A 370-nucleotide genomic window follows, 5' to 3' on the forward strand; every position below is an offset into this window, starting at 1 on the left:
CTTATTTCTGTCGATTCTCGTCGTGGAACTCTACGTCCTCGATCACGTCGCCGATATCCATGCGCTGGCCCGCGCGCTCGCGCACCTGCTGCTCGTGCGTCTGCTGTGCGCGTATTGCCTGCTCACGAATCTGTTTGCGCAGATCGCGCGTCTTCCACCAGACAAAACCGCCGATCACAATTCCTGCTCCAAGAACCACTGCCAACATTACAAGCGAAACGGCGAACCCCACGACGAGCAGGGCAGCGCCTATCACCACGGCCAGTACCTTTGCCAGCAAGCTTGGCGGGCCAGGACGCATAGTTACGCCACTTTGCCTGAGCCTCTTTTGTTGCTTGTCCAATTGCATCGCATCTCCAATCGCGGTTTT

1 protein-coding gene is annotated in these 370 nt (G+C 57.3%); it reads right to left on the reverse strand.

Features of this window, described 5'->3' with window-relative positions; translation table 11 throughout:
• Position 1 precedes the first annotated feature (1 nt).
• Positions 2 to 370: 6TM ABC transporter family protein (locus P0D96_RS48505; protein WP_408321499.1), on the reverse strand; the 369-nt coding region annotated here is incomplete at its 5' end.

The organism is Paraburkholderia sp. RL17-347-BIC-D (genome assembly GCF_046027915.1).
GTDB lineage: Bacteria > Pseudomonadota > Gammaproteobacteria > Burkholderiales > Burkholderiaceae > Paraburkholderia.